General features: G+C 80.3%; 1 pseudogene. It reads right to left on the reverse strand.

Annotation, left to right across the window (positions count from 1 at the left end):
• Positions 1–238: pseudogene (locus ACSNOK_RS36110) on the reverse strand (serine/threonine-protein phosphatase); the annotation flags it as partial.

The raw sequence follows: 238 nt of genomic DNA on the forward strand, positions 1-238 counted from the left end.
GAGGAGGTCCGCGGCGACCACCGCGCCGACGATGGTGCAGGCCGGGGCGTTCTCCACCGGGTCGCGTGGCTCCGGGGCCAGGGCGTTGACGGCCTCGGAGGCGGCCACCAGGGCGTCGTGCATCGCCTGCCGGGGGTCGGCGCCGCGCGGCAGGGACCGCCGCATCGACGCGCACGCGGCCTCGGCCGCGGCGGCGGAGGCCTCGTCCGGGCGGGTCGCCGACGACACCCCGTCGCAG

The organism is Streptomyces sp. URMC 126, from assembly GCF_051386555.1.
Taxonomy (GTDB): Bacteria; Actinomycetota; Actinomycetes; order Streptomycetales; family Streptomycetaceae; genus Streptomyces.